The 21,008-nt window shown below is 38.1% G+C and carries 20 protein-coding genes and 1 riboswitch; of the genes, 7 read left to right on the top strand and 13 right to left on the bottom strand.

What is annotated here, in order from left to right; all coding sequences use genetic code 11:
• Positions 1-75 precede the first annotated feature (75 nt).
• Positions 76-942 carry a hypothetical protein gene (locus ACVBAX_RS19135; protein WP_447118420.1) on the bottom strand — a complete coding sequence of 289 codons (867 nt, stop codon included), beginning with the start codon at positions 940-942 and terminating at the stop codon, positions 76-78.
• Positions 943-1,097: 155 nt separating this feature from the next.
• Here ACVBAX_RS19135 and wrbA point away from each other — a divergent pair, with 155 nt between their 5' ends.
• Positions 1,098-1,715 (top strand): NAD(P)H:quinone oxidoreductase, encoded by a 618-nt coding sequence (gene wrbA, locus ACVBAX_RS19130; RefSeq protein ID WP_430776680.1) that lies wholly within the window; start codon positions 1,098-1,100, stop codon positions 1,713-1,715.
• A gap of 29 nt (positions 1,716-1,744) precedes the next feature.
• Here the strand turns inward: wrbA and ACVBAX_RS19125 are convergent, their stop codons facing one another.
• Positions 1,745-2,362 carry a superoxide dismutase gene (locus ACVBAX_RS19125; protein ID WP_447118419.1) on the bottom strand — a complete coding sequence of 206 codons (618 nt, stop codon included), beginning with the start codon at positions 2,360-2,362 and terminating at the stop codon, positions 1,745-1,747.
• A 205-nt stretch (positions 2,363-2,567) separates the two neighbouring features.
• On the opposite strand from ACVBAX_RS19125, the gene ACVBAX_RS19120 reads away from it, so the two are divergent.
• On the top strand, positions 2,568-3,188 hold the full coding sequence (locus tag ACVBAX_RS19120; protein ID WP_447118418.1) for a helix-turn-helix transcriptional regulator: 621 nt from the start codon (positions 2,568-2,570) through the stop codon (positions 3,186-3,188).
• 120 nt (positions 3,189-3,308) lie between these two features.
• On the top strand, positions 3,309-4,169 hold the full coding sequence (locus ACVBAX_RS19115) for a fructoselysine 6-kinase (protein WP_447118417.1): 861 nt from the start codon (positions 3,309-3,311) through the stop codon (positions 4,167-4,169).
• Positions 4,170-4,523: 354 nt separating this feature from the next.
• Here ACVBAX_RS19115 and gdhA read toward each other — a convergent pair whose 3' ends face one another.
• Positions 4,524-5,906, bottom strand: coding sequence for an NADP-specific glutamate dehydrogenase (gene gdhA, locus ACVBAX_RS19110; RefSeq protein ID WP_447118416.1), 1,383 nt, complete (start codon positions 5,904-5,906; stop codon positions 4,524-4,526).
• Between the two features lie 147 nt (positions 5,907-6,053).
• Between gdhA and ACVBAX_RS19105 the strand changes: the two genes are divergently transcribed.
• Positions 6,054-6,965 carry a LysR family transcriptional regulator gene (locus ACVBAX_RS19105; RefSeq protein WP_430776629.1) on the top strand — a complete coding sequence of 304 codons (912 nt, stop codon included), beginning with the start codon at positions 6,054-6,056 and terminating at the stop codon, positions 6,963-6,965.
• A 136-nt stretch (positions 6,966-7,101) separates the two neighbouring features.
• Here the strand turns inward: ACVBAX_RS19105 and ACVBAX_RS19100 are convergent, their stop codons facing one another.
• The 4 genes from ACVBAX_RS19100 to ACVBAX_RS19085 form a co-directional block, all read right to left on the bottom strand.
• Entirely contained in the window at positions 7,102-7,893 is a 792-nt protein-coding gene (locus ACVBAX_RS19100) for a transporter substrate-binding domain-containing protein (RefSeq protein ID WP_447118415.1), read from the bottom strand.
• A gap of 25 nt (positions 7,894-7,918) precedes the next feature.
• Complete coding sequence (locus ACVBAX_RS19095) at positions 7,919-8,887, bottom strand: SIS domain-containing protein (protein ID WP_447118414.1); 969 nt, start codon at positions 8,885-8,887, stop codon at positions 7,919-7,921.
• A gap of 95 nt (positions 8,888-8,982) precedes the next feature.
• Positions 8,983-9,705: an amino acid ABC transporter ATP-binding protein gene (locus ACVBAX_RS19090; RefSeq protein WP_447118413.1), complete on the bottom strand. Its 723-nt coding sequence runs from the start codon at positions 9,703-9,705 to the stop codon at positions 8,983-8,985.
• Positions 9,698-10,357, bottom strand: a complete 660-nt coding sequence (locus ACVBAX_RS19085) for an amino acid ABC transporter permease (protein ID WP_447118412.1) — start codon at positions 10,355-10,357, stop codon at positions 9,698-9,700. Before ACVBAX_RS19085 ends, ACVBAX_RS19090 begins: the two co-directional genes overlap by 8 nt.
• A gap of 240 nt (positions 10,358-10,597) precedes the next feature.
• On the opposite strand from ACVBAX_RS19085, the gene ACVBAX_RS19080 reads away from it, so the two are divergent.
• Complete coding sequence (locus ACVBAX_RS19080; RefSeq protein WP_447118411.1) at positions 10,598-11,314, top strand: GntR family transcriptional regulator; 717 nt, start codon at positions 10,598-10,600, stop codon at positions 11,312-11,314.
• 68 nt (positions 11,315-11,382) lie between these two features.
• Here the strand turns inward: ACVBAX_RS19080 and ACVBAX_RS19075 are convergent, their stop codons facing one another.
• The 3 genes from ACVBAX_RS19075 to ACVBAX_RS19065 all read right to left on the bottom strand — a co-directional run bounded on the left by ACVBAX_RS19075 (position 11,383) and on the right by ACVBAX_RS19065 (position 13,843).
• On the bottom strand, positions 11,383-12,624 hold the full coding sequence (locus ACVBAX_RS19075) for an ATP-binding protein (protein ID WP_447118410.1): 1,242 nt from the start codon (positions 12,622-12,624) through the stop codon (positions 11,383-11,385).
• Positions 12,625-12,833: 209 nt separating this feature from the next.
• Complete coding sequence (tatC, locus tag ACVBAX_RS19070; RefSeq protein WP_447118409.1) at positions 12,834-13,583, bottom strand: twin-arginine translocase subunit TatC; 750 nt, start codon at positions 13,581-13,583, stop codon at positions 12,834-12,836.
• 74 nt (positions 13,584-13,657) lie between these two features.
• Complete coding sequence (locus ACVBAX_RS19065) at positions 13,658-13,843, bottom strand: twin-arginine translocase TatA/TatE family subunit (RefSeq protein ID WP_430776637.1); 186 nt, start codon at positions 13,841-13,843, stop codon at positions 13,658-13,660.
• A 292-nt stretch (positions 13,844-14,135) separates the two neighbouring features.
• On the opposite strand from ACVBAX_RS19065, the gene ACVBAX_RS19060 reads away from it, so the two are divergent.
• Positions 14,136-15,578 (top strand): alkaline phosphatase PhoX, encoded by a 1,443-nt coding sequence (locus ACVBAX_RS19060; RefSeq protein WP_447118408.1) that lies wholly within the window; start codon positions 14,136-14,138, stop codon positions 15,576-15,578.
• Between the two features lie 62 nt (positions 15,579-15,640).
• Here the strand turns inward: ACVBAX_RS19060 and ACVBAX_RS19055 are convergent, their stop codons facing one another.
• Positions 15,641-17,746 (bottom strand): transglycosylase domain-containing protein, encoded by a 2,106-nt coding sequence (locus ACVBAX_RS19055; RefSeq protein WP_447118436.1) that lies wholly within the window; start codon positions 17,744-17,746, stop codon positions 15,641-15,643.
• Between the two features lie 201 nt (positions 17,747-17,947).
• Positions 17,948-18,033, top strand: a riboswitch (cyclic di-GMP riboswitch).
• A gap of 103 nt (positions 18,034-18,136) precedes the next feature.
• Between ACVBAX_RS19055 and ACVBAX_RS19050 the strand changes: the two genes are divergently transcribed.
• A complete protein-coding gene (locus ACVBAX_RS19050; RefSeq protein ID WP_447118407.1) occupies positions 18,137-19,297 on the top strand; it encodes a DUF5667 domain-containing protein in 1,161 nt (386 codons plus the stop codon).
• Positions 19,298-19,382: 85 nt separating this feature from the next.
• Here ACVBAX_RS19050 and ACVBAX_RS19045 read toward each other — a convergent pair whose 3' ends face one another.
• Positions 19,383-19,532 (bottom strand): hypothetical protein, encoded by a 150-nt coding sequence (locus ACVBAX_RS19045; protein WP_447118406.1) that lies wholly within the window; start codon positions 19,530-19,532, stop codon positions 19,383-19,385.
• 249 nt (positions 19,533-19,781) lie between these two features.
• A complete protein-coding gene (locus ACVBAX_RS19040; RefSeq protein ID WP_447118405.1) occupies positions 19,782-20,933 on the bottom strand; it encodes a 3-phenylpropionate MFS transporter in 1,152 nt (383 codons plus the stop codon).
• Positions 20,934-21,008 lie beyond the last annotated feature (75 nt).

Raw genomic sequence — 21,008 nt, 5'->3', positions numbered from 1 at the left:
TCAAAACTATACTACAATTTTAAATTGTTTTGTTTTTAAGTATAGCAAAAAAAGAAAACCTAATCATATAGGTTTTCAACTATTTCCCTGTAATTGATTTAAAAAATGCTCCGTGTCAATTTTCCACCGATCCAATAGACTATTTTTTCTTAAAATAAATGTCATGTTCTTTGTTACTTTCCCGCTTTTATCGGTGTGATATTTGGCTTCTACTGGAACTTCTAAAACTAGCTGACCTTCTAGATCTTCCACTGGTAGATAGGACATAGATGTAATTCGAAAGTAAGTAAATGTCTTTGTCCATTTCTTTAATTTTTTAGGATCTTGATTCTCAATACTAGTTACTTTTAGTAAATGAGGATCTTGATAATTTATGCCTGTAACAAAAAACTCAATCATTTCATACGGATCAACGGTATGTAAGTACTCTTCTTCTTTTCCCCCGGCTTTTAAAATCATTAAATGATGGAGTTTATCCATTTTTCCTGAGCGATGGGTGGTACTTCCAAAAAAGTGGATGCAAAAATGGCCCGGAAAACCATTTTGGAGTGCTCCTGCTCCGTGAGGCATTCCATGCATAGAAGCCGCAATAAATTGATCTCCCACCTTCACGATAATCGCTCTTCTCTTCCAACTCCATTTTCCATCATAGATTTTCTTCATGATCTTCGTGTCTTTTGTCGTTAAAGGCTGAACATCTGCATGTCTGCTCCCCGCTCGTCTTTGAACCTTGAATTGTTTTCCTGTTTCAACATCAATCACTGTGAATTTCTTCCACTTCGGAAGGAGATCTTTAGCCGTTTCCCAGGGTAGGATTTCAATTTCAAAGCTAATGGGAAGGTCATCATCATCAAACTTCATTACATTTGCTTTAGATTCTACAGGAAGAATGAAAAGAAAAGTAAGAATTCCTATTATGATATATAAAGAAAAGTTTCTCATATCACACCTCACTTTTCATATTCTTTTCCATCAAAACAAAAAATATTTAAGTAGCTGAGTTTGTCCTGGAGGAACTAAAGGAAAGGATTGGTATAAACACTCTGACCAATGGGAATAGTAGCTTTGTATTAGCTATTAATATAAAGGGTGGATGAATCATGACTGTAAAATTAGCGATTGTTTACTACAGCTCTACCGGTACGAACTATCAATTAGCAAAGTGGGCTGCTGATGGGGCATTGGAGGCTGGTGCGGATGTGACCATTTACAAAGTACAAGAGACGGCCCCACAAACTGTGATTGATGGGAACCCTGCCTGGAAAGCACATGTTGAAGCTACAAAAGATATTCCTGTTATTACACCTGCTGATATCGAAAATTCTGATGCCATTATTTTTAGTACGCCTACTCGTTTTGGAAATATGGCCGCACAAATGAAGCAATTTTTGGATACCACTGGTGGAATTTGGTTCCATGGAAAAACAGTCAATAAAGTCGTAAGTGCGATGACTTCGGCACAAAATTCCCATGGCGGTCAAGAGGCAACCATCCTTAGTCTTTATACATCTATGTATCATTGGGGTGCGATCGTTGTAGCTCCAGGTTATACGGACGCGTCACTATTTGCCGCTGGCGGAAACCCTTATGGAACAAGTGTATCAGTAGACCAAAACAATGAAATCGTTGGGGACAAAGAAACCTTTAAAAAAGCCATCGTACACCAAGCGCGACGTGTGGTATCCATTGCGGACATGGTTAAAAAGGGACAATAATTTTTATTGTCCCTTTCCTACGTTCTTATTTACTTACTTGCTTGCTCAAACTTACTAGAAACCGCATCCCAGTTAATAATCTTGAAGAAGCTTTCAATATAATCTGGTCTTCTGTTTTGATAATTTAAGTAATAGGCATGCTCCCACACATCAAGGCCAAGGATCGCCACTTTGCCTTCCATAATTGGGTTGTCTTGATTAGGTGTACTTGTTACTTCAAGAGCGCCTTGTTCGTTTACAACCAGCCAAGCCCAACCGGATCCAAAACGAGTAAGTGCGGCTTTTGTAAATTCTGCTTTAAAGTTGTCGAAGCTACCAAATGCTTTTTCAATCGCTGCTCCTAATTCACTGCTTGGTGCAACATTCCCTGCTGGCGAAATCACTTCCCAGAATAATGTGTGGTTTAAATGACCACCACCGTTATTTCTAACCGCTCCTCGAATCGCTTCAGGTACGTCGTTTAGGTTTTTCAACAAGCTTTCTAAATCTTTTCCTTGAAGGTCAGCTTTTCCTTCCAGTGCAGCATTTAAGTTATTTACATATGTTTGGTGATGCTTTCCGTAATGAATTTCCATTGTTTGCTGGTCAATGTGAGGCTCTAATGCGTTAAAATCGTAAGCTAATGTTGGTAATGTGTAAGTTGTCATCGTAACAATCCCCTTTAATCGTTCTTTTTTTATACTTTATGGTTTAAAAAGTATATTTTAAATTTACCTCAATCTTTCAAATTATTCAATGAATTTTCTTCATCTTTTTTCTTATATTTTTTAAAACAGAAGCGTTTCTTTTCATTATTTATACTATATAGTATAATAAGTCTTATATTAAGATAGAAATGAGGTGTTGCAGTCTATGAGTAAAAACACCAGAGAACAGATATTGGATTTGCTGAAGAAGGAAGTGTCACTGGCTGTTAATGAACTGACCAAACGGTTAAACATTACCCATATGGCTGTCAGAAAGCACTTAAATATTCTTGAAAAAGATCATCTGATCCGCTCGGTAGAGGTCAAGCAGCCCATGGGCCGTCCCCTCCAAATGTACTCCTTAACGGAAAAAGGAGAACAGCTTTTTCCGAAAAATTATGAAAGCATTAGTGTCGAGTTTCTTCGAGATATCCAAGAACTCCACGGGGCAGAAACGATTCAGCTCTTATTTAATAAAAGAGAAAAACGCATTACGGATGAATATAAATTAAAGGTACAAGAGAAAAAGAACTTGTCTGAAAAAATAAAAGAGCTCGCATCGCTACAAAATGACAAAGGCTATATGACCGAAGTAAACCAAGTGGACGAACACTCCTATGAAATGATTGAGTATAACTGTCCAATCTATGCGGTAGCCAAAGAATTTAAAATCGCTTGCCGATGTGAAACAGACATGTTCAAAAACGTGGTAGGTACCGAACAAGTAGATCGAATTTGCTGCAAAACAGATGGAGATGACCACTGCCGATTTGTTTTTCACGCATAACTAAGGGGCTTACCAACCAGGTGAGTCCCTCTTTATATATATTAAGAAATTTCTATCTTAAATTTACTGAAATTTCTGTTCAAATGTAATATAATACGTTTTATAACGTTTCTTTATATTGTGTCTCAGGGGGTTACTATAATGAAAGTCATTGGTTTTGGAGATAATGTTGTAGATAAGTATGTTGATATACAAACAATGTATCCTGGTGGCAACACATTAAATTTTACGGTTTATGCGAAACAGCTTGGAAGCGATTCTTCTTTTATGGGCATATTCGGCACAGATTTGGCGGCTGCGCATAACCAAGACACGTTGAAAAAAATCGGCGTCGACATTTCTCATAGTAAGGTATTAGAAGGTGAAAATGGTTATGCCATGGTTGACCTTGTAGATGGAGATCGCGTTTTCCTTCGTAGTAATAAAGGTGGCATCAGCAATACAAGCAAGTATCAATTATCAGTCGATGATCTGGAATATATTAAAAGCTTTCAGCTCCTTCACTCCAGTAAATATAGCTACATAGAAAGTGAGTTACCAAAAATAAAATCGACTGGCGTTCCAATCTCTTTTGATTTTTCTGATGATTTTACAGACGAATACATCGAGCAAGTTGCCCCGTTTGTAGATTATAGCTTTCTATCATGCAGCCATCTAAACGAAACTGAAGTGAAGGAATTGCTTAAAAAAGTACACTCACTAGGTAGTCAAATTGTCATTGGAACCCTTGGCTCAAAGGGAGCACTTTTATATAACGGGACAGGCTTTTACGCTCAAGCTCCAAAGCTTGTAGAAGCAGTCGACACATTGGGTGCGGGAGATTCATTTATTACAGCGTTTTTGTTAAACTATGTTGGTCATTCGGAGAATTTAGAAGAGGAAGTATTGATCCAACAATCCTTAAGTAAAGCAGCCGAGTTTGCCGCAACAACCTGCATGGTAGAAGGCGCGTTTGGGTACGGATTGAAATATGAAGAATAGGAAGACGCAAAAAACTCGCTCATAGTCAGCGAGTTTTCTTCATTCTATTATCCTCTTAAATAAAGTAAAACCATAAGAAAAATGACAAGTCCAATCATGAAAATAGAACCAATACTAGCGCTGTAAACTATATAAACTTTAACATGAAGAATTACATGAACTAAGAGAACGATAAATAAGCAAAACAGCAAAATAATGATTAAATTAACATTTTTATTTCTATACAAAGAATCAGCACCTTAAGGATCCATTTTTCTATTACTTCTTATATATTTTGCATCTGCTAAGAATATTCTTTTTCCATCACTTAAAACAGAAAAAGGCCACCAAATAGTGACCTTTTGTCTATTGTAGTTAGATAACTCCCTGTGCGATCATCGCATCCGCTACTTTTACAAACCCAGCGATATTCGCACCGACTACCAGATTCCCTGGAGCATCATATTCTTCTGCTGCCTTCTGACTCTTAGTATAAATATCTTTCATGATCTGTTGTAATTTGAGATCCACTTCTTCTTGTGTCCAAGCTAACCTTGCACTATTTTGTGCCATTTCTAATGCCGACACAGCCACTCCACCAGCATTGGCTGCTTTAGCAGGAGCAAATAATACTTGATTCTCGCTAAAAATTTCAACGGCTTCTAATGTGGAAGGCATGTTTGCTCCCTCACCTACCGCTTTTACTCCATTCGAAACTAGCAATTCTGCTGCTTCTTTATTTAATTCATTTTGAGTCGCACATGGCAATGCAATATCGCAAGGAATGGTCCAAATACCTGAACAACCTTCTTGATAGATTGCACCAGAATGTTCCTTCACATATTCAGAAATCCTTTTATTTTCTACCTCTTTTAAGCTTTTTACGGTATCTAAATGAATTCCATTTGGGTCGTAAACATAGCCTGATGAATCACTACATGCGACCACTTTTGCACCGAATTGGATCGCTTTTTCCATCGCATAAATGGAAACATTGCCTGATCCAGATACGACCACCGTACTACCATCAAAGCTGAAGCCCTTACTTTTTAACATTTCATCTACAAAGTAAACCGTACCATAACCAGTTGCTTCTTTTCGGCCTAAGCTTCCTCCATATCCAATTCCTTTTCCCGTTAATACACCGGCCTCATAAGCGCCTCTTAGTTTCTTATATTGTCCGAACATATAACTGATCTCTCTCGCTCCTACCCCGATATCTCCAGCCGGAACATCTGTGTCTGGACCGATATATTTACTTAGCTCTGTCATAAAGCTCTGACAAAAACGCATAATTTCAAAATCCGATTTTCCTTTTGGATCAAAGTCAGACCCACCTTTACCACCACCAATTGGCTGCCCTGTTAAAGAGTTCTTAAAGATTTGTTCAAAGCCAAGGAATTTAATAATGCTCGCGTTCACAGAAGGGTGAAATCTAAGTCCTCCTTTATAAGGTCCAATGGCACTATTAAACTGAACACGATACCCGCGATTGACTTTTACATTTCCATTGTCATCTACCCATGGCACTCGGAAGGAAATCAAGCGCTCAGGTTCAATCATTCTTTCTAAAACCGCTTGTTTGATATAAATCGGATTTTTCACAAGAACAGGTACTAAAGATTCCAGCACTTCTTTTACTGCCTGCTGAAACTCTCCTTCATTTGGATTATTCTCTTGAACCTTTGTAAATAAACGGTTTACATACTCTTTTACCATTTGCATTTGGCTCTCTTCTACTTTTTCTAACACTTTCATAAAAATTCCGCCCCTAATCTATTATAAAGTTAAGAATATTTTCTTTTCTTAAATGTGTTTTCATTTTATAATTTTGTAATTAATAGTTCCAATATCAAAATTCGATGAAATCCATGCGTAAAACGCATGAATCAGGAGCGGGTAAAAATGGAAACAAGGCAAATTCAATATTTCTTAGAAGTAGCAAAAAGAGAGCATGTAACAGAAGCAGCAGATGCTTTGCATGTTGCCCAGTCTTCGGTTAGCAGACAAATATTTAATTTAGAAGACGAATTAGGGGTCGAATTATTTATTCGTGAAGGCAGAAGTGTACGGTTAACCCCTTTAGGTAGAATCTTTTACGAACGAATGAAGCAAGTGTGGAACATGATGGAGGATGCAAAGCGAGAAGTGGAAGAATATCTTAATCCGGAAAAAGGAACCGTTCGAATCGCGTTTCCGATTAGTATGGCTGCTCATACCTTGCCTTCCATTATCTATGCATTCCGCAATAGATACCCTGAGGCTAAGTTTCATATGAGCAATGCCCTTTATTCTGACTTAATCGATGGTGTCGTAAATGGGGAGTACAACTTAGCCATGATTGCTCCCATGCCCAATCAGGAGAAGGAGAACAAAATCAAAGGAGACATTCTTTTCACAGAAAATATCGTTGCCCTCATCCCTCTTCACCACCCACTTTCAGACCGAGAGTCCATTCGCCTGCGTGACTTAAAGGATGACTCCTTCTGTGTCTTACCTGAAGGGTTTATCTTTCGCGAACAAGTGGTTCAAGCCTGTCATGATGCAGGTTTTTCTCCAAAAATTGCGTTCGAAGGAAAGGATATTGATGCATTAAAAGGGTTGGTTTCTGCTGGATTAGGTGTCGCCTTAATGCCAGAAATGACATTGGTGGATAACACCCCGCGATCCACCGTTATGATACCCTTATCAGATACAAGTGTAACCCGAACAGTCGGAGTGATTTATCCCACTCAACGGAAACTACTCCCCACCGAAGCATTGTTTTATGATTTCTTGCTTGAAACATTTGAAAGATTGAATGAATTTAGAAAGTAGCATTTTACAAGGGAAGAAAGATATAAAGATTCGTCCCTTCGTGCAGTTAGTTTACATAATATAATTATAGTTAATAAAAAAACTGACCTCAAAAGTAAGATTGAACCCACTTTTGAAGTCAGTCTTTTTTCACCTATTATTCAACAAACCATTTCACAACCAATTCATCAATTTCTCCGCTATCCATCATTTCCTTTAATGCAGTGTTAAATTCTTCTGTTAGCTCGCTGCCCTTTGGAAAAGCAATGGCTGTACCAGGTGTTTCTCCATTTGGAACTGAAATTGTTTTGAGATTTTCATTCGTGCTCATATAGCCAATTGCTACAGCTTCTTCCATGATTACTGCGTCAAATCGCTTTGATTTTAGTTCTTGTATTAAGTCAGGTGTGCGGTCACGTGTTTCAAGGGTAAAATCCACCGTGCCATTTAGCTCTTTTGCTACTTCCTCCTGGAAGGAATTCACTTGAGCGCCCAATACCTTCCCACTCAAGTCGTCTGCACTTGTGATCTTACTATCTTCTTCAAATAATAAAACCAAATCGGAACGATAATAGCTGTCTGTAAAGTCAACATTTTGCTTTCGCTCTTCGGTTGGTGCCATTCCAGACATGACGAAATCAACCTTCCCAGCCTGCAGCGCAGCAATTAATCCGCTAAAATCCATGTCTCTAATCTCGACTTCATAACCTAGTTTGTCGGCTAGAGCATGAATAATGTCCACGTCAAACCCAATGATCTCCTCACTTTTTGCTGTATCAATGTATTCAAATGGCGGAAAATCAGCCGACGTTCCCATCACTAGCACTTTTTTCGATTCTGTTTCTGTCTGCTCCTCACTTCCAGACGTTGAAGGATTGGAAGTTCCACATGCAACTAATACACTCATCACTAACGTAACCAACATAAATACTGAAAAGAACTTTTTCATTGATAAACCCCTCTTCTCTATTTTTTTAATAAGCGACTTTCCCCATATATCTTCTTGTTTCTAATGGATGCTTGCGAATGTTCGAAAGCTCTGTACGATATACATCTAAAATACTGTAAAAAAGAATCGGGTTGAAGTATTCAACAACCGTATCATCTATTGTACTAATTCCTAGTTCCTTGCTATCAATGACTTCTACCTTTTCAGCGTATGTGTTCAAAAATTTTAGCGCTCGTTCATCAAGGGGTCTCGTTCTTCCTTCATTGACTAAAAGGATATATGGTGTTTCTTTATCGGTTACCTCAAATGGGCCATGGAAGTATTCACCTGAATGAATGGCGGAAGCATTTACCCATTGCATCTCCATTAACGAACAAATTGAAAATCCATACGCATGACCGTAGGAGGCACCGCTACTCATTACATAAAATAAATCCTCACGCTCATATCTTTCTGCAAATGCTTTTGCACGATCCGCCACAAGCACCTTCGCTTTTTCAATAATGCCATTGATTCGCTCTAACCCTTCTAGTACCTTGTCATAGTAGTCAAATCCTTCAGTCGCATGCAAAATCTCAAAAGTAATGTGCAAGATGATGGCCATTGGGTTGTTTTTCACATTTGATTCGGCTCCCCACATATATAAAATATTATGGTCTGCATGTTGAATAAGATTTGCCTGTTCATTATGTGTTAAGGTGATGGTTGTGGAGCCATGCGCTCTTGCAAGTCTAGCTGCCTCAACAGATTCCGGTGTATTACCACCGTGTGAACAAACAATTGTTACGGAACTTTCACCTAAGGCTTTCGGTAATGCATGAACAAACTCATTGCTCGTATAAAATCCCACGCGTAACTCTCTTGCTTCACTTTCTAGCAAGTATTTAGATGCATACATATCGACCAGTGATCCGCCACAAGCAACTAAATAGACTTCCTTAATCCCCTCTTGTTTTGCTGAATGAATTTGCTTCACGATTTCTTGAATATTCATTATGTCCTCTCCTTTTGTTCATTTAATACGTATTAAAACGTATCTTTTTATAGTTAACATTCATCCTCTACTGAAGAAGTACAGGACGAATATTTTTATAGCATTTTTTCTAAAAATTCCTTTGCTCGACTACTTCTTGGCGAGGAGAAAAACTGTGCTGGCGGTGAATCTTCTATTAATCTACCATCATCCAAAAATAACACACGATCCGCTACCTCACGTGCAAATCCCATTTCATGGGTGACGATTGCCATGGTCATCCCTGTTTGTACAAGGGATTTCATCACATCCAGCACTTCCTTCACCATCTCTGGATCTAATGCCGAAGTGGGTTCATCAAAAAGCATCACTTCTGGTGACATCGCTAATGCTCTTGCGATAGCCACCCTTTGCTTTTGACCACCAGATAGTCGATTCGGATATTCAACTGCTTTTTCCGCTAAGCCTACTTTACTAAGTAGGTTTAACCCAATCTTATCAGCCTCTTCCTTAGACAGCCCTTTTACTTTCATTGGCGCATACGTTAGATTTTCTAAAACCGTTTTATGTGGAAACAAATGAAAATGCTGAAAGACCATGCCAATGTTCTGTCTGACACTCATAAGATCTACTTTTGGATTGGTCACCTCTATTTGTCGGTACCAGATCTCTCCTTTAGTTGGTGTTTCTAATAAATTCATACATCGAAGAAACGTCGACTTTCCAGATCCAGAGGGTCCAATAATGGCTACAACTTCTCCTTCTTTAATTTCTGTTGATATCCCCTTTAAAACGGTATTGCTTCCAAACGATTTTTCGAGGTTTGTTATCTTAATCACTTTTTCTCATTCTCCTCTCGATCGCTTTTCCAAGAATCGTAAGAACCATGACCAATATGTAATAAATGATACCCGCGATCAGAAGTGGCTCAAAATAACGATAGGTTTGACCACCAACGATATATGCTCGTCTCATCACATCCATCGCACCAATTACCGTTACGACTGCTGATTCCTTCGTAAGAGTTATGAATTCATTCATAAGAGCGGGCAAGATGTTCTTCATTGCCTGCGGGAGGATGATATCCTTCATCATGGGACGGTATGGAATACCAAGTGCAAGTGATGCCTCACTTTGTCCTTTGTCAACAGCTAGAATACCAGCACGAATAATTTCAGAAATATAAGCGGCTGAGTTCATTCCAAATGCAATGACTGCTGCAGGAAATGCCGTGATTTCGAACCCGATGATCTGAGGCAATCCGTAATAAATAATCAATAATTGTAAAACCATCGGTGTTCCTCTAAATACAGAGGTATAACCATCGGCAAACCAGCGTAACAGCCGAAACTTACTAATTTTAAATAAAGTAAGGATAATCCCTAGGGTAAAACCAAGGAGAGCGGCAGCTAATACAATTTGAATCGTAATCCGTAACCCTTCTAAGATGTATGGAATTGATGGTCCTATTTGAGTAAAATCCAAATCCATAATCGGTTCACTCCTCCCTTTTTATAGTAAAATTAAAATCAATGAATCTATCCTGCAAAACAAAACGTATTAAAACGTTTTATGAAAATATACTATACAAAAAGAACACTCGTCAATACTTTTTAGTATTTTCTGAAATCTTCACTTTTAAAAGGTTAAATGATTGGCACTTCGCTTGGTAAGATGATACAATACGTTTTACAAAGACAGCGTATACATATTTAAAAGAAGGTGATATAAATGCTTAGCCAGGAGAACAAGATTCCTCTTTACCTACAATTAAAAGAATCGATTCGTAGTGAAATTGTAAATAAGAAGCTGAAATCTGGAGAAAAAATCCCCACAGAAGTGGAATTGAGCGAGAAATATGATATTAGTAGAGTCACCGTTAGAAAAGCGATTACCGAATTAGTTGAAGAAGGTTACTTGATTAAAAAACAAGGAAAAGGAACTTTTGTTAGCAAACCGAAAATCGAAAGAAAGATCGTCCACTTCATTAGTTTTTCAGCAGCCTGTGAAGCAAATGGATTAAAAGCGAGCAGCAAGGTGATCAAACGAGAAATTCTCCAACCAGAACCGGATGTCATGCAATTACTTCAGTTGGCCCCTGATGATCTGGTCATCTATATTCAACGTGTGAGATTGGCTGGTGAAAATCCGTTAATGCTAGAAAACAACTACTTTCCTTATAACAAATATAAATTCTTATTAAATGAAAACTTAGAGGGCTCCCTGTATCAAACACTAAAAGAAAAACATAATATTCATCCTTCTAATCCAGGTGAAACCACACTAGAAATCGTCCGTGCATTGGAAGAAGAAGCTCAGTTGCTAGAAGTCCCATCCGGTGAGCCTTTGTTTTTAATGAAAACGGTGATTTTTGATCAAAATCACGCACCTATTCATATTGGAAAACAGCTTATCGTTGGAGAAGGTTATAAATTTACGTTTAGTTAAAAACCCGAATAGCTCTCCACTTAGTAATAAGTGGGAACTATTCGGGTTTTTATTTGTGTGAGAAATTTTTACTCTACCGTTGGAAATTGGATCGTAAACCTGGTACCTCTTCCTTGTTTACTTCTCACCATTATCGTACCCTTCATCGAGTGTACGATCTTATAGCACAGAGACAGTCCTACTCCTGTTCCTTTATCTTTCGTCGAATAAAAAGGGGTACCGAGATATTTCAGTTGAGTTTCTGACATGCCTTGACCATTATCCTCAATCTCTACTATTACATGTTTTCCATTTTGATAGGCACTAACCATAATTTCGCCTTTTTCTCCAATCGCTTCAATACTGTTCTTGAGAAGATTCACAAATACTTGCTTGATTTCAGAACTGTCGCCTTTGATCAGAAGTCTATCATCTATAGAAGAAACGATCGAAATGGTTTGAAGGTTTGTAAATGACCTCATCAGTTCAATAATATTTTCTAAGTCCGACTTTAAGTTAAGGATTTTCAAATCGGTCGTAGCAGGCTTGGCTAAGGACAGGTACTCCGTTAAGATGACCTGCGAGTGATCTAGCTCTTCCATTGAAATATTTATGTACCTTCTTTGAGATTCCGTTAAATTATCATCATCACTCATTAGCTGTAAAAACCCTCGAACAGCGGTCATCGGGTTTCTCACCTCATGCGCTACAGACGCTGCAAGTTGACCAACCACATCAAATTTTTCTGCCCGTAGTACCTTAGACTCTAATTCCATTTGCTTGTTCATATTTTCAAAAATAAACATAGCCGACAACAAAGTAAGCCAAGAAATGAATGAGAAAATAAAGACGATTCCAATTTCCTGAGAGTGATTCGTATAAACAAGCAAAACTCCCCTCGTAATCGTTATGAGTCCATACAGAGTGCTAACTAAAAGTATCTTTTTTAAATCACTATATGTACGAAATTTCTTTGTTACAAGAATGAGTAATCCACTTATGATTCCAAAATTCATCACAGTTATTATTGGGTTATCATTATGAATGAATATTTCATAAACGACAGTAATGCCGATTATCAGTAATCCACATGGATTGCTTCCGTATAGAAAAGCAATAATGATCGGGACCATTTTTAAGTCAAAGTAATATGTATCATAATAATTAATTGAAAATGTTAAGGTAAGTAAGAGAGAAATGATAAGAACCAACACTAGCGTTGGTTTAAACCCTTGTCTAGACCCTTTTTTCTGAAATAACAAATGGTACGTCCAAATAGGAAAAAGCACCATTAGCACTTGATTTAAGATGAGTTCAATCCCATGAAGCATGGAGCACGTCCCCCTGTAAAATACTTTCCTTATAATAATTTTTTTCTCTATCAATTATTCGATAAAAAACATCAAATTCCTTTTTCCGACAAAAAAAGCTAACAAATTCGTTTCATTTTTGTACTAAGGGAACAGAATCAGACATAAAAAAGAGCAATCACCAAGATGATTACTCTTCTACAGTTTCAATTATTGTACTTTGATCTTCACTAGCTTACTTCACTAAAATCTACCTCTTCCACCTTGGCCTCCTCTTTCAGCTTCTTTTTATAAACGATTTTGGAGAGAGTTAAACTTACCTCATAAAGTGTAAGCAAGGGAATGATCACTAGAAAATCAGAAATAAAGTCCGGTGGTGTGATAAGAATCGATACAACGATAAGAACAAAGTACGAGAGCTTTCTCGCTTTTACTAGTCTCATTGGATTGAGAATTCCTAATCTTGTTAAAAACAAGACGACGAGTGGCATTTCAAACAGAAAGCCAAAGGGCAATGTGAGATTGATTAAGAAGCTAAAGTATTTTTCTGCCGTAAACATGGTCTGAAATTGTCCCTCAGATAGTCCCATCAAAAACCCTAATACGATAGGAAATAAAACAAAGTACCCGAAGCTGATTCCTAAAATAAATAATAGAAAAAAGCCAGGGATAAACCGGAGTGTTACCTCCCTTTCCTTCTTATGTAATGCGGGCGTGACAAACCTCCACACTTGAAAAGCTGCTACAGGAATGGTGCATGCGAAAGCACAAACACCTGATAGTATCATATACACCCACAAAATATCGCTTGGCCCAAGTACGGCAAGCTTCTCATCTAAGTCCCTTATTAACCAATTATATAAGTCTTTTACAAATATAAAAGCGCCCATAAGGAATATCATGAAGGCACCTAATGTGATAATGAGTCGTTTCCGAAGCTCTTCTAAATGCTCTACTAAATGGATATCCTTGTTGTGCATCTGTTTGCCCCCTCTTATTCGTTCCATAAAATAAGATGTAAGTAGGAATAACCACTTACATCTTACAGATCCTTTTAATTTGTTTTTTCCTCTTTTTTCACTGGTGCATCATCTGATACTAACTCTCGAGTGGATTTTTTAAACTCTTTTAATGTTGATCCCACTGCACGGCCTAATTCAGGCAGCTTAGAAGGACCAAAAATAATTAGTGCAATCACAAGCAAAAGGATTAAGCCAGGTACTCCTATATTTTGGAACAATTGAAAAACCTCCCTATTCACTAGTAGTTTGTTTTATTAATAGTTTTGATTATAGGCGAGTAAAAAACCAAAGCCAATGAAGCTACTGTAAAAAAGTGTTAAGAAATTATTAATAGTGAAAATAGAATATACCTCTTCTCAACAGCACTTTAGGAAATAAGTAACAAGAAATCTTTTACATTTCATTAGTAATATTCATAAAATTCTTACAAGCTCTCCATTTCAACTTAATCCTCTACCTTTACTATAAAACTAGTTTTTGAAAACTAACCATTTGAGGGAGGAATTTTTTATGAAAAAAGAAACAACTCAAAACGGATTAAACCGACGTGATTTTCTAAAAGCTGGAGGTGTGGGAACACTTGCCCTAACTCTAGGATCCACTGGAATTTTATCTTTAGGATCAAAGGTATTAGCTGATTCTACCGATAATCCGACAAGCGGATTTGGAGGCTACGGACCATTAGTTCCGGATCCAAATGGTATTCTTGATCTTCCACAAGGCTTTCATTATAAGATCATTTCCGAAGAAGGAAAGCCAATGACTAACGGAACAGCGATTCCAGGAGCATTTGATGGAATGGCCGCTTTCGAAGGACCAAACAACACGACTGTTCTTGTTCGTAACCACGAATTAGGGACAAGCGCCGCCAATCCGGTTATTGGAACAAACCCGTATAGCTCTGCAGCAGTAGGAGGTACAACGACACTGATTATTAATAATGCTAGAAACGTATTAAAAGAATATGTTAGTTCTTCAGGAACCATCCGAAATTGTGCAGGTGGGGCAACTCTTTGGGGAACTTGGTTAACTTGTGAAGAAACACGTTCCTCCACGCATGGCTATGTATTCGAAGTCGATCCATTAGATCCTGAAAATGAACTGTCAAGAACGCCAATCAAAGACATGGGCCGCTTCTCTCATGAAGCATGTGCGATCGATCCAGCAACTGGTTATGTATACTTAACTGAAGATGCAAGCCCAAGTTATTTATACCGTTTCATTCCAAATGACTCGAGCAAAAAACCAGGTGCCCTGCAAAAAGGTGGTAAGTTATACGCAGCTGCTATCGAAGAAATCGCTTCTCCAAAAGCAAGTACCTTTAAAACGGGACAAACGATAGGAATTGTGTGGAAGGAATTGAATCCGGATTTATGTCGTGAAGACGCAAAAGCACAAGGATGTATTGAATTTAAAAAGCTAGAAGGAGCATTTTTCCAAGCCGGTGTGTTCTGGTTTGATGACAGCTCTGCTGGCGAGAAAAATCTTGGACGTATTTACCGCTACATACCAGCTACCAATTCCTTGGAGCTTTTCTATGAAGCAACCGATCGAGAACTAATGGAATCACCAGATAATATCTGCATGACACCTTGGGGAGATTTGTGGTTTGCAGAAGATGGATCCGGAAACGACCGTATCATGGGGATTACACCAGAAGGAAACATCTATCCTTTTGCCAATAACCGTTTAAGCGGCTCAGAATTAGCAGGACCAATATTCTCACCTGATGGAAAGACATTATTTGTTAACATTCAATCTCCAGGTAAAACATTTGCCATTTGGGGACCATTTGCACGCAGCAACTCAGCACGTGCTAGAGAAATGTCTTACTCGTCCCCTGGCAAGCTGTTTGCTCCTCAAGTGTCTGATAAATTAACAGCATTCGCCGAAAGCCAAGGAATTTCAGTTCTTGAAGCAGCTGCCTTTGAGCGTCATGGAGTGAAAATTTAAGTATAAGAAGAAAGGCACCTACTGTGAAAATGTCGCAGTAGATGCCTTTGTCTTTATAAACGCTAATCATCATTCTTACCTTTATTCTTTTCTTTCTCTCTCTCTTTTTGTTCCTTTTCTCTTTCCTTTTCTCTTTCCTTCTGTTCCTTCTCTCTTTCTTTTCCCTCTTTTTCTTTCTCCTTCTCTTCGTCTTCGTTTTCTTCCTCTTCCTCTTCCTCTTTTTCGTCTTCGTCCTCTTCTTCTTCTTTTCTCATATCACGATACTCTTTTTCAATGGAAGAAAGGTCAAATTCCTTTTCAGTAAACACAGAGGAGGACCTACTAAAAATTTCTTTAAATAAAATCGTTACGGTAGAACTACTTGATGTGGTCAGATAATGATTTTCGTCAGTTTGATCGTACCCCATCCATACCGCTCCCACCATTTCAGGTGAATACCCTACAAACCAGTGATCCTTTGTTCCAGCATCGATTGCAAAAGGAAGTTCGGTCGTTCCTGTTTTTCCAGCAATATCCCAACCACTTACCTTCGCATTTTCTCCTGTCCCTTCATCAACAACTCCTTTTAACATATACGTCATTTTCTCAGCAACTTCTGGGTCCGTCACCTTGATCGCATGATTTTTCCATTGTGCAATCACTTTTCCTTCTGCATCTTCAATTCGGGTAATCGAATGGGCTGTGATTCGTACCCCTTTGTTGGCAAATGTAGAATAAGCCTGTGCCATTGCTAAAGGTGATACTCCTTTGTGTAGGCCGCCAAGTGTCATACCAGCTGTTTGGTCTTCTTCCTCCAACGAAATACCAAAGCGTACCACGGCATTGACCCCATATTTCACTCCCATTTTCTGAAGGAGCCATACGGGAGGTACATTATAAGAGTTTACCAAGGCATCATACATCGTTACCTCTCCACGGAAACGTTTATCATAATTCAATGGTTGATATCCATTAATGTCGATAGGGCGATCCTGCAGTTTATCAAATATGTCATATCCTTGTTCAAGGGCAGGTGTATACGCAGCTAATGGCTTCATTGTAGATCCTGGCTGACGCTCTAATTGAGTCGCATGGTTAAAGCCTCTAAACACATGTTCCCCTCTACCTCCGACAAGGGCGGTGATTCCTCCTGTAGCGGGGTCGATAAAGGCTGCCCCACTTTGAAGCAGCTGATCAGACGTACTTTCAGGAAATAGGCTATTATCGTTATACACTTCTTCAGCCGCATTTTGAATGACTGGATTTAGTTCTGTATAAATTCTCAGACCACCTGAAAGAATCTCGTTTTCAGTTAGTTCATATTGTTCAATCGCTTCTGCAATGATATGGTCGACATAATAAGGGTATTTCCCTTTATAACCATCGATTTTTTTTCCTTCTAAAACGATTGTCTGTTCTTTTGCCTCGTTTCGTTCCGCTTCCGTAATATAGCCTTCTTCTTCCATAAGTGATAAAACAAGATCTCTTCGTTCTACCGATCGGTCCATATCCTTAAATGGAGACAAAATGGACGGGGCTTTTATTAATCCCGCTATCATAGCTGATTCCCCAAGAGTTAATTCACTAACATCCTTTCCAAAGTACGTCTGGGCAGCACGTTGGATTCCCCATGCCCCTTCACCAAAGTAGATTTGGTTTAAGTATCTCTCCATAATTTCATCTTTTGAATACTTTTGTTCAATTCTTTTTGTAATAATAAGTTCTTTAAACTTTCTAGTATATGTTCGTTCTTGTGTTAAAAAAGCATTTTTAGCTAGCTGCTGTGTTAATGTACTACCTCCAGCCACGATTTCTCCACTCAAGGTGTTTTTTATCAATGCCTTCGCAATGGCAAAATAGTTAATTCCATCATGCTTATAAAACCTCTGGTCCTCTGTTGCAATCACCGCATGTACAACAGTGTCCGGTATTTTCTCAATACTAACGCCTTCAATATTAGATGATGCAATTTTACTTGCGACCTCTCCCCTTTGATCAAAAATGATGGTCGGTTGTGGTGCTGGTTCTTCTAACTTGCTCACGTCTGTTGTCCAGATTAAGATGTTAAAAATCATAAAGAAAACGAGAGCCATACCTATAATTGCCGAAAGTAACTTGATTTTTGCGCTCTTTGAAGTAAAGGTACTCCAAGAAAACTTTGATGACCTTCTTTGTTGTCGTCTTTCCATTCTTCCCACGAAAAAATCTCCCACCTTTTGCTTAAAAAGTTAACTATTATGTTATACCCGATTTATTAAAAATAAAATGTCTGGATTATCTTATAAAAAACAGCTTGAAGGTTTATACTACTTCATTTCTAGATACTCCTCACAGTGAATTTTTACCTGTATATTAAAATCCTTCCCGATAGTAAGATAGAAGCAGGAAATATCCGATAAGGGCAAACTTATAGAAATATAAGGACGCAAAACTACAGGGGCTAAGGTCAAATGAACTACGCCTGCCAGTTACCGAAGAGAATGTAGGACTACAGGACTATTCTTCGGGACTAGTCCTTTTTGTTTCAATAAAAGTCTTTTGGATAAAGATTTCTAAATTTATTCCAGGGAGAAAAATGGATGAAAAGAAAATGGACCGCTCCACTCGTTATCTCAAGTATGTTTTTGTTTGGTAACTCTGTACTTGCCGAGGAAACCGCTGACAGTTACGATCCAGGAACAACGCCTGACCAATTTATCTATAGCATGGATCGATTAGTAGAAGACATTCAACTATTCCTTGCATCTAATGGCTCCGAAGAAACAGATTTACTCCTTCAATTTGCGGAAGAACGTATCGCAGAGGCAAAGGCCATGTCCGAAGAAGAAAAACAAGAATTTGTTCAAGAAGCTATTGAAGACTATCTAAAAATACTTACAGATGCTGAAGAAACAATTGCTGAAATGATAATAAATGAAAAGATGAATGAGGAACAGGTTTTAGAATTAGATGAAAAGCTTGAAGATTCAACTGAATTAAATGAAGAAGTTGGCGAACTACTAGATGAAAGCTTACTAGAAGACGTTGAGGAGAAACAACAAGTTCTAGCCAAACTCCCTTCGATTGTAAATGGACTTGATGAAACAAAAGTAAAAGAGTTACGTGATTCCGGTTTGGGATATGGCCAAATTGTACAGGTATTTATCCTAGCTAATGCAACAGATAAGACCGTTGAGGAAGTTGGCGCTCTTTTTAATGGTGAAGACAAGGGATTTGGAGATGTTGCAAAGGAACTAGGCATCCATCCGTCTGAACTATCGAATGGAAAAAAGAAGGCTCCTAAACAAACCGTGTCCACTATAGAACAAGAGGAACAAATAAACCCAGATGTAGAAGGAACTGACGAAGAAAAGACGGAAACCGATGATGTAAAGACAGAAGCAATTTCGGATAGCACTGAGGTTCAGTTAGCATCTGTTGCAAAAAAGGAAAATTCTGTTCAGCAACCTTCAGAACAACAAAAAGAAGAAACAAATCGCTTAGAAGAAGAACAACGCAAAGCAGCGGAAAAGCAAAAAGAAGAAGCAAATCGCTTAGAAGAAGAACAGCGTAAAGCTGCCGAGAAGCAAAAAGAAGAAGCCAAACGTCTAGCAGAAGAACAGCGTAAAGCTGCCGAGAAGCAAAAAGAAGAAGCCAAACGACTAGCGGAAGAACAGCGTAAAGCCTCCGAGAAGCAAAGAGAAGAAGCGAAACGTCAAGCCGAGCAACAAAGCAAAAGTAACGAAAAGAACAAAGATTAATCTGTCAGCCACTGATTATTCAGTGGCTACTTTACGTTTTTTTAAATGAAAAAGCAGTGAAAATTCACTGCTTTTTCCAACCCACTTATTTCTGTCCATGATTATTCTGATGATTTTGTTCTGTTTCATCTGAAGTACTTACAAGCCCATAACCTGTTGAGCTTATTTCTAATTTTTGCTCATTCTCTTCACTAATTGATAAAAGGCTTTTGTACTCACTGTTTTCTTTCGTCATGATGTACCTCCAAATCTTAATATGTTTATATAGTGCGTCATAAGAAAAAGTTTATGACTTGAGAGTCGAAAAATCAGAAGCCTACGCGTCATAAGAACTCGTTTATGACATTAGAGTTTAAAAATAAGAAGCCTACATGTCATAAAAACTCGTTTATGACATGTAGGCTGAAAAATCAGAAACTTTCGCGTCATAAGTTATGCAAAAAGAGCATGAACTTTAATAGGTCCATGCTCCCCACAAACTTTTTTAATAATTAAACCGCCTTCTTGAACCAACAATAACTAAAATCGCCGGAATGGTACAAATAATCATACCTAAAAAGGCAAGATTCGGGGAAATCTCATACAAGAATCCACCTATCAGTGTTAATACAGCCGTGCTCAAGCTTAATGCAATCGCAGAATAAATTCCTTGAGCATTTGGAATTTGTTCCTTTGGTAGATTCTTAGTGATATAAGTAATAAACGCGTAATGTGCCACTCCAAAGGATAAAGCATGTAAACCTTGAGAAAGAATAAATACCCAGATATTGGGGAACAAAAACAAAAGGATCCACCTTAAAGTCGAACCAGCTGCCGCTAGCAATAATAAGGAGGATGTATTCCATTTTTGAAACAAGGAATCTGCTTTCATAAAGTAAAAGATTTCAAAAATGACCGCTATGTTAATAATCAAACCGATATAATATTGATTCACTTGTAAGTCTTGTAAATAAATATATCCATAGTTGTAATAAGAAGCATGTGCTCCTTGTAATAACACAACAATGAGTAATACGATCGGAAAGCTTTTAACTTCTAATAGTTTCTGGACAGATAATGCCCCTTTTCGATTTTGTTTCGATGGTGCCTCTAATAAAATAGGCGGTGTTGGTAAAAAAGACATAATTAGCATGAAACCAAGACCAACAAACATACTCCACAATATGGCTTGCTCTCCCCACTGCCCTGTTAACATACTAATAATAAAAACAGAAACAACAAATCCAATCGATCCGTATTTACGACTTTTTCCATAATGTATTCCATGTTGACTTACTAACACTGCCGCGGCACTTTCGACAGCAGGCAAAAGTGTCGGATAAACAGCACTAAATAGGATCGTTACAACGAATAAGGTTGTAAACGAAGAAGATGGAATATAAAGAACGGTGGAAATGAGTGAGATAACCGTCAAACTCAGAATCACCTTATGAGCACTTAAAAACCTTGACGCAAAAGGAAAAGCGAACAGCGTTGAAAGTCCTCTTGCCACTAATCCTACTCCCATAATTAGACTTGCTTCAGAAACGCTTAATCCTTTATCTTGTACGAGCCATCCTGTCCAATAGGGTAAGAATGCACCCCATGTAATAAAAAACACAAAGAAATTTCGTGAAAGCCAATGTTGTATATTCATTTTTATACCTCCGTGATTCTTGCATAATAACACGAACATACATACAATAATATGAGATATCTCATATTTTCTCGG

The sequence above is a fragment of the Robertmurraya sp. GLU-23 genome, from assembly GCF_052983275.1.
The sequence above is the reverse complement of the archived record's forward strand: the minus strand, read 5'-3'. Positions and strand labels throughout refer to the sequence as shown.

Bases quoted from the DNA above. Each gene is read 5' to 3' on its own strand.
- ACVBAX_RS19055 (WP_447118436.1), bottom strand. From the start codon at position 17,746: ATGGAAAGACGACAACAAAGAAGGTCATCAAAGTTTTCTTGGAGTACC.
- ACVBAX_RS19135 (WP_447118420.1), bottom strand. From the start codon at position 942: ATGAGAAACTTTTCTTTATATATCATAATAGGAATTCTTACTTTTCTT.
- ACVBAX_RS19060 (WP_447118408.1), top strand. From the start codon at position 14,136: ATGAAAAAAGAAACAACTCAAAACGGATTAAACCGACGTGATTTTCTA.
- ACVBAX_RS19040 (WP_447118405.1), bottom strand. From the start codon at position 20,933: ATGAATATACAACATTGGCTTTCACGAAATTTCTTTGTGTTTTTTATT.
- ACVBAX_RS19050 (WP_447118407.1), top strand. From the start codon at position 18,137: ATGAAAAGAAAATGGACCGCTCCACTCGTTATCTCAAGTATGTTTTTG.
- tatC (WP_447118409.1), bottom strand. From the start codon at position 13,583: ATGCACAACAAGGATATCCATTTAGTAGAGCATTTAGAAGAGCTTCGG.
- ACVBAX_RS19085 (WP_447118412.1), bottom strand. From the start codon at position 10,357: ATGGATTTGGATTTTACTCAAATAGGACCATCAATTCCATACATCTTA.
- ACVBAX_RS19080 (WP_447118411.1), top strand. From the start codon at position 10,598: ATGCTTAGCCAGGAGAACAAGATTCCTCTTTACCTACAATTAAAAGAA.
- ACVBAX_RS19125 (WP_447118419.1), bottom strand. From the start codon at position 2,362: ATGACAACTTACACATTACCAACATTAGCTTACGATTTTAACGCATTA.
- ACVBAX_RS19105 (WP_430776629.1), top strand. From the start codon at position 6,054: ATGGAAACAAGGCAAATTCAATATTTCTTAGAAGTAGCAAAAAGAGAG.
- ACVBAX_RS19100 (WP_447118415.1), bottom strand. From the start codon at position 7,893: ATGAAAAAGTTCTTTTCAGTATTTATGTTGGTTACGTTAGTGATGAGT.
- gdhA (WP_447118416.1), bottom strand. From the start codon at position 5,906: ATGAAAGTGTTAGAAAAAGTAGAAGAGAGCCAAATGCAAATGGTAAAA.
- ACVBAX_RS19075 (WP_447118410.1), bottom strand. From the start codon at position 12,624: ATGCTTCATGGGATTGAACTCATCTTAAATCAAGTGCTAATGGTGCTT.
- ACVBAX_RS19095 (WP_447118414.1), bottom strand. From the start codon at position 8,887: ATGAATATTCAAGAAATCGTGAAGCAAATTCATTCAGCAAAACAAGAG.
- ACVBAX_RS19120 (WP_447118418.1), top strand. From the start codon at position 2,568: ATGAGTAAAAACACCAGAGAACAGATATTGGATTTGCTGAAGAAGGAA.
- ACVBAX_RS19045 (WP_447118406.1), bottom strand. From the start codon at position 19,532: ATGACGAAAGAAAACAGTGAGTACAAAAGCCTTTTATCAATTAGTGAA.